Raw genomic sequence first — 616 nt, 5'->3', positions numbered from 1 at the left:
ACCCCACGCAACATCTTCTGCATCAGCTTCCAGCGCATTGTCATAGAAAAGCGAAAACAGATCAGACCAGACACCGGTAAGGGTTTGTTGAACAGCCTCGTCGCAAGGAAAGTCGGCTGGTCCAAATGGGGCTGGCGCAATACGAAGTGCGGTTAGATCGAGTCCGGCGAGAGATTGAGTAAACTTGTCATACATGGGTTTTGCCTCCTGATAATGGAAGCAAATAGCGCAGGCGAATGCTCTGCGCGTTTCTGCTTCCGACAGGAGCCCGATCAGAACCGGTATAAGATGGACAGCCGCACCGCCGCAGGCGGGAAACCTCAAAGACAAGGCTGGCGCGGGCCACACGGGCCGCAGTCTTTGGGGGTTGCTGCTGGCCATCGGCCGGTTCAGGGCCCTTCTGACGGAACGCAGGATGGACGCAAGGATGTCCGCATCATTGGAATGCCATCAGCGGCTAGCGCCCCGAGGAAATGTCCATTCAATATACTGCAGGTCGCACGGGACCGAATTTCAGGATAATTGAGGGGTTGCGGCTTTGATCGCGATCAATACTGGACAGCGCGGATTATTGGCTGGATTTCAGGCTGCTTCAACCAGATCAGATTCGCCGTGC

1 pseudogene is annotated in these 616 nt (G+C 55.5%); it reads right to left on the bottom strand.

The features are described 5' to 3' along the window. Positions 1–195, bottom strand: a pseudogene (locus tag V7676_RS18730) (chromosome segregation ATPase); the annotation flags it as partial. Positions 196–616 lie beyond the last annotated feature (421 nt).

It is taken from the genome of Parasphingorhabdus sp. (assembly GCF_036963805.1).
Taxonomy (GTDB): domain Bacteria; phylum Pseudomonadota; class Alphaproteobacteria; order Sphingomonadales; family Sphingomonadaceae; genus Parasphingorhabdus.
This window is presented reverse-complemented; position numbering and strand designations above follow the sequence as displayed.